This is a genomic window from Bacillus sp. SD075 (assembly GCF_017355165.1).
GTDB lineage: Bacteria > Bacillota > Bacilli > Bacillales > DSM-1321 > Peribacillus.
In genome coordinates this window covers 54,757-61,157 of record NZ_JADILK010000025.1, presented here as the reverse complement: position 1 = coordinate 61,157, position 6,401 = coordinate 54,757, and the positions used below count along the sequence as shown (strand labels likewise).

6 protein-coding genes, 2 pseudogenes and 1 riboswitch are annotated in these 6,401 nt (G+C 41.9%); of the genes and pseudogenes, 4 read left to right on the top strand and 4 right to left on the bottom strand.

What is annotated here, in order from left to right; genetic code table 11:
* Positions 1–30 precede the first annotated feature (30 nt).
* Together IOC57_RS16425 and IOC57_RS16420 are read right to left on the bottom strand one after the other, a co-directional pair.
* Positions 31–177, bottom strand: coding sequence for a hypothetical protein (locus IOC57_RS16425; RefSeq protein WP_207439735.1), 147 nt, complete (start codon positions 175–177; stop codon positions 31–33).
* Positions 178–262: 85 nt separating this feature from the next.
* Positions 263–1,716, bottom strand: a pseudogene (locus tag IOC57_RS16420) (SulP family inorganic anion transporter).
* A gap of 278 nt (positions 1,717–1,994) precedes the next feature.
* Here IOC57_RS16420 and IOC57_RS16415 point away from each other — a divergent pair.
* The 4 genes and pseudogenes from IOC57_RS16415 to IOC57_RS16400 all read left to right on the top strand — a co-directional run bounded on the left by IOC57_RS16415 (position 1,995) and on the right by IOC57_RS16400 (position 4,732).
* Positions 1,995–2,552, top strand: coding sequence for a GAF domain-containing protein (locus tag IOC57_RS16415; protein WP_207439734.1), 558 nt, complete (start codon positions 1,995–1,997; stop codon positions 2,550–2,552).
* A gap of 22 nt (positions 2,553–2,574) precedes the next feature.
* A complete protein-coding gene (locus IOC57_RS16410) occupies positions 2,575–3,120 on the top strand; it encodes a helix-turn-helix domain-containing protein (protein ID WP_207439733.1) in 546 nt (181 codons plus the stop codon).
* 367 nt (positions 3,121–3,487) lie between these two features.
* A riboswitch (cyclic di-GMP riboswitch) is annotated at positions 3,488–3,578 on the bottom strand.
* A gap of 345 nt (positions 3,579–3,923) precedes the next feature.
* Positions 3,924–4,387, top strand: a pseudogene (locus IOC57_RS16405) (acyl-CoA dehydrogenase family protein).
* A gap of 15 nt (positions 4,388–4,402) precedes the next feature.
* A complete protein-coding gene (locus IOC57_RS16400; protein WP_207439732.1) occupies positions 4,403–4,732 on the top strand; it encodes a hypothetical protein in 330 nt (109 codons plus the stop codon).
* Positions 4,733–4,839: 107 nt separating this feature from the next.
* Here IOC57_RS16400 and IOC57_RS16395 read toward each other — a convergent pair whose 3' ends face one another.
* Positions 4,840–5,040, bottom strand: coding sequence for a hypothetical protein (locus tag IOC57_RS16395; protein WP_207439731.1), 201 nt, complete (start codon positions 5,038–5,040; stop codon positions 4,840–4,842).
* 48 nt (positions 5,041–5,088) lie between these two features.
* Positions 5,089–6,300 carry an MFS transporter gene (locus tag IOC57_RS16390; protein ID WP_207439730.1) on the bottom strand — a complete coding sequence of 404 codons (1,212 nt, stop codon included), beginning with the start codon at positions 6,298–6,300 and terminating at the stop codon, positions 5,089–5,091.
* Positions 6,301–6,401 lie beyond the last annotated feature (101 nt).

Genomic DNA, 6,401 nt, shown 5'->3' with positions numbered 1-6,401 from the left:
GCACCATTAAGGATGGTTGAGTCTTTTTTCTTAATTCAAAGCTTCCTTTTCTTTTTCATAGGCGATGACAATCAATTCTTTATTGGCTTCCTCGCCAAGTTTACTTTCAAAGCTTTTCAGTTCGTTCAATAAATCCGGTGACAGATTTGCTGCCGTATAATCCTGCTTGGGTGTCATGCTATTCGCTCCTTTCAAAAGGAAATAATCCATGTTATCTATTTTGTCGGTTTGAAAAGTTTCTATTCAGCAGAATTTTACTTCTTCAAGAAATTTTACTTTCTGAGGTGGCGAGTTTTTCAAGCAATAACGAACTTTCGTCATCGAGTCCTTGCATCTGGACAGGTATTCCCATAAGCTGATATTTAAGGACAATCGTATCAATAGCGCCAACTGCTGAAGCATCCCAGATTTTAGAATGGGAAAAGTCGATGACGATTGCTTCGGCTTTTTCCTTGAAGTCGAACTTTGAAATAAAGTCCTGAACAGAAGCGAAAAATATTTGTCCGCTGATACGATAAATGGTTTTCTTAGCCTGGATGTCTTCCGTTTTCTCTACAGCCACTTTAGAAATTTTAGCCGAGAAGAATATCATGCTCAAGAGCACTCCAGCAAAGACCCCTTTTGATAAATCATGAGTATAAAGGACAATGAGGACTGTCACGATCATCACGGCAGCATCTGACTTTGGAGCTTTAGTGAGCCTCTTTAGGGATGACCAGTCGAAGGTCCCGATTGAAACCATGATCATGACTGCGACAAGTGCGGCCATCGGTATTTTAATAAGGACATCATTCAATACCACGATTAATACCATAAGGAATGCGCCAGCTACAAAAGTGGAGAGCCGGCCCCTTCCTCCCGATTTAATGTTGATGCCGGATTGGCCGATCATCGCACATCCCGCCATTCCGCCAAAACAACCGGCAATGATATTCGATATCCCCTGGCCTTTGGCTTCCTTATTTTTATTACTGTCCGTGTCAGTCATCTCATCGACTATTTGAGCTGTCAATAACGATTCAAGCAACCCTACAAAAGCAAGGGCTATGGAATAAGGGAAAATGATCGCCAAAGTTTCGAAGGTCAAAGGGATGTCTGGAAGCATGAACATCGGAAGCGCTTCGGTCAATTGCCCCATATCCCCTACAGTCCGCACCGTAACCCCCATGGTAACTGCAACGATCGTCATGATTATGATGGCGACAAGTGGTGAAGGTATGACTTTCGTGATCAGCGGAAAAAGATAAATGATAGCTAATGAAATGGCTGTCATGACATACATGATCCATGTTTCGCCCACGAAATGGGTGAGTTGTGCCATGAAAATCAAGATGGCTAAAGAATTCACAAAACCAGTCATGACAGGCTTCGGAATGAACTTCATTAATTTCCCGATTTTTAAAACACCTAGTAAAATTTGAAGCAAACCAGTCAATATTGTTGCGGCAAGTAAATAGTTCAAGCCTGATCTTTAACCAGGTCGACCATGACGAGTGCCATTGCGCCAGTGGCAGCCGATATCATTCCCGGCCTTCCACCGACAAAAGAGATGACGATGGCAATGCAGAATGAGGCATATAGGCCAACCATTGGGTCAACGCCAGCAATGATCGAAAAGGCAATCGCCTCCGGAATCAATGCCAAGGCAACGACAATTCCCGAGAGGACATCTCCTCTAACGTTCCCGAACCATTCCTGTTTGAATGAAGCTGTCAAAGAAACACTCCTTCTTTCTTTTATATATGTGTGTTAGATTCTTTTTTTAACGTACTAAATTATAGCATGTGCCCTTCTTTCTATCTATATGGGTGAAATAAACAAGTAGAGGGATATTCATTTCTTCTCATTCGAGAATGAAGGTAAAATGCCTAAAGGGAGTGTTCAAGAAATGACGAGGGGAAACAAGAAGGGGCGGAAAAATTTCCGAAAGCTTCTGAAAGGCTTTCGCTTTATGATTCAGATTTTTCTGCATTTAAATGTGTTATTCTTTTATTATGGATGAAAATGGGGGTTACTCCAATAATAAGAGTGAGAAAAGAACGAAACTAGTGGAAAAGATTGAGAATCATTTAAGACTGACTGCAAGAAATTTAGTGAAATTCGATACGATCCAAGAAACATTGGATTTTACGGTGAAATCATTTCAATTGGAATTTTCATGGGACTTTGTGGCAATCGTATTGAGAGATGATGATCGTTTATATCCAAAAGTATGGAAAGGCGGTTCGCCGCATTTTGCAGATTCTTTTCCCATTCGTCTTAGTGAATGTTCCCCGGAAATACTCGAAGAAGGATGGGATATTAGGAAAAAGGAAAGCAGCCTCAATTGTGAATTCCATAAATTGATGAAGAATGAAATGATTTCAACTTGGTTCACTGTTCCTTTAAAGGATGAGGGGGTCAGCTATGGATTCTGTATAATCGGTTTTCATAATTTCGTTCCTTTGATTTCTGAAGTGGAGCGGATTTTTGTTGAATTTGGAAAAGATGTAGCAGTGGCCATACAGCTCGCGAAGGAAAAGGAAGTTAAGCAGTATCAGTTGGGTCAATGAAAATGTGACACCAGGCTCGTCGATGGAAGAATTGGTGCAAAAGGTGCTTGAGGTATCATGTGAAGGAACCAAGGCTGAAGCAGCCTCAATTTATTTATACGATGAATCGGAAAACTGTTTTCATTTGCAAAGCCCTTCGATGGGCACTCCAAAACTGGAGGAAACGATCATGGTCAAGGGGGAGAATGAATTACATGCCTATTTCCCATACTTTGAAAAATCGGGTGGTCTTCAGTTGTCGGTTCCGTTGGTAGTGAATCTTAAGACTGTAGGAATGATTCATTTAGCGAATAAGGCAATGGGTGCATTTACATTGCGTTACCGATTGGAACGGATCCATGACATTCTGGATATGGATTTAGAAGATGCAGAAACGCGATTGAATCTTATGATCGCTTATAAGCTGCATGATTTATATCAATCGAGTCAGCTATATTCCACCGCTCATTCACTTTACATGGCCATGATAAAAGACCTTGACAGGGTCATTTTTTATGCCGATTTTGTGTGTAATCTGGGTCAGCATAAGCAGGCCTGGGAAAATGGCTTTTATTTACCGGAACAATAACTTCCCTTTTCAACATACATGGAAGTGGTGAGGGTGAAAAGGCCAGCTCTATCAAAGTTTTGGGAGTAGGAACCCTCCCGGTGTTAATAGGCTATTCTTTATCATTGATACTGGATTTACATAAAGGACATGTGACTTCTCTATAATGCTTGAACCTGATCTTTCGAAGGTCGCTTCTGGTCAACATTGTGAATACATTATATCTTGTGCCGCATGCACAAGTATTTTTATCTTTAACTATGTGTCTCTCATCAGTAGCAGCTGAATAAATGGTTGGAAAGAACATATATAACCCTCCTTCTTTTAATTTTAGGCAAATTAAAAAGGGGCAAGAAATTGATAATAAAGTGATCCAGTCAAGAAAAATCATGGCAGCCCGGCTGCCATGACAACTAAGGTGTTGGTTTAGGCCCGTGGCTTTGCGTCTTTTACTTTCATAAAATTTGCCTAAAATAATCTTAACACAAAATTTAATGGGTGATGAAGTGCAGAAAAAATACTTATCAGTTTATGGCAGGAGCCAACCTTCACATTCCACTCAAATGTTTCATCAAGAATCTGCAGCGTTGTTCTAAAATATTGATGGACAATCGAGTAGAAAGATTTGAAACGGGCACTTTTTAGTTGCTAGGTATATTACATTATTGAACTTGAAACTTAGTGAATAAGAACAAATGATGTGTGATCGATTCATACAAAAAGTACGAATGGAAGAGACCCTTTTGGTACGCTATGTACCTATAACTTGGGTAACCATGGATCTATAATGACAAATATCAGGTAATAAAGGTTTTAAGATCTTCATGAAGGCTCTTTCCTTTGCAAGGCCGATGGTGGGTGCCCAAGCAGTGGGCGTTGCTCAGGGAGCGTATGAAAGCGCTTTAAATTATGCGAAGGAAAGAAAACAATTCAAAAAGCCGATTGCGAATTTTCAAACCATCCAATTCATGCTTGCTGATAGGGCGATGGGCATCGAAGCATCAAGATTATTGGTTCATAAATCCGCATTTCTATTAGAAAGCGGAATACATTCTGCGAAGCATGCTTCTTTCGCTAAATGTTTCGCTGCTGATACTGCCATGAGAGAGCTGAGGATGCGGTGCAGATTCATGGCGGCTACAGGTTCATTCGAGAATATCCGGTAGAGAAGTACTTCCGTGATGCAAAAATCATGCAAATTTATGAAGGCATCAATCAAATTCAACGTGTCATCACGGTGATTGCCGTAATATGGGCTTTAGTCCAACTCTCTACTTTTTTTGTTTAAAGTCTCCCATTATTATTGGCAACCAGAATCATTCTAGGGGCCGGGGAAGGTCCGGCCTATTCGCTGGCCATGACTTCCGCCTCTAAAGGGCTGCCAAATTACTTGGCTAATGTCCGGCAAATCAGTGAAGCCCAATTAAGCTTTGCCGTAACAGTTCCATGGATTTTAATCACACTATCTCAGTTATTCTTTTCCTTTGTATCGGATAGGCTGTACAGCAAGACGAACAGTATCATCCGTTCCAGGGTATTCGTACTCGGGCCGGTCATGATAGCAGGATCTGTATGCTATATCCTTGGAACCATGGTTTCAAGGATATACTGGCTGTCGGACTGCTTTCTTTAGGATTGACATTTGGATGCATCACCTTAATTCTCGGACCGACTTTGTTAGTCAATCTTATCTCCAAAAGACATCAAGGGAAAATTCAAGGGTGGTTCATGGCCATTGCCTCATTGGGGGGATTGTGGGTCCATATATAACAGGGTTATTCGTGGAAAAATCCGTGTCCGCACAGCTGGTTTCCAATATTCCTTTTTCATGTGTGCAGGACTCTTGTTCGTTTTTGGCCTCACTGCCTGTATCGGAATACGACCGAAACGAAATCCAGTTCCAGAGGTAACCAGCTCTACAGCTGTATGAGCATTAAACATGAGAAAGCCTGCTCCCATCTGGAAGCAGGCTTTCTTGCAAAAGTGTGATTAGTGTGATCTGGCCAACTCCGGATTGCGGTGCATCGCGAAGTAGAGGACAAGTCCGGCTATGAGGAGTAACGTGCTGGTCGTGACGAATACGGCGGAGAATCCGTAGAAACCAGCAACCATTCCGCCCATCGCAGGTCCGATGATATTGCCTAAAAATCGCAGGCTCGTATTGTACCCAAGTACTTCCCCCTGCATGGCAACAGGAGCTTCTTGACGAATGTAGGCAATCCTTACAGGGATGATGCCGCCTATTGCCATGCCAAGTATGAAACGTACCAAAACAAGCTGCCAAAAATGATTGATGAAGGCACCGGGAAAGTAGACTGTAGCAGTCAGAAAAAGAAGCAGAACAAGAATCTTCACATGTCCATGCCGATCACCTATCTTGCCCCAGTGACGCGCCATCAATAAATTCCCCAGACCTGCTGCAGAAAAGGCGATACCTGAATAAAATCCAAGATTGGAAGTTCCGTGCAGCTCGCCAACGTATAAAGAAAGAATGGGCTGAATGCTGAAGTGGGCAACTTGAACAAGAGTCGAAATGAGCATGACATTCACCAGGATGGGATTCCTTAAGATATGCGAGAGAACCTCCCTGCTTGAATAGCTCGACTTTGTTCCCTTTTGCCGTTCCATTTGATACTCCTTAGTCGCAAAAACAAGAAGTCCAGAGATGAAAATGGTGATGGAGGTGAATTTAAAGGCGGTTGAATAGCCGAGTGTGTCTGCAAGCAGGCCGCCAAGCAATGGTCCGAAAAGGGAACCGGTTATATTTCCCGTTTGCAAGGTTCCCAGGACGCGTCCGGCAATTTCTTTTGGGGTTTGCGTTGATATGAAGGCCTGTGATATGGAAATGAAGCCAGTGAATATTCCAGTGAACATCCTTAAGACGAATAGCTGCCAAACATTTTCAACGAACCCCATCAGGAAAATGGACAGTCCCATCCCAAAGGCACAGGCAATCAAGATTTTCTTTCTCCCGTATCGATCACCAATTCGTCCCCAAATGGGAGAGAATAAAAAGGCAGTCACAAAAGTGATTCCAAATGTCCATCCGGACCAATGCTGAATATATTGAGTCGAATAATCCCCGAATGTACCAATGTATAAGGATATGAATGGGAGAACCATCGTCATGCTCCCGCCTATGAAGAAATTAGCAAACCACATGATGAAAAGATTCCGTTTAGCTATTTTATGAGCATTCATTTTACATACAACACTTCTTTCCTCCGAAAAAGAACTTCGGGTTCCTAAATAATAGTATACATAATTTAACTAATTTATTAAACGAATTTGTATTACTGGTT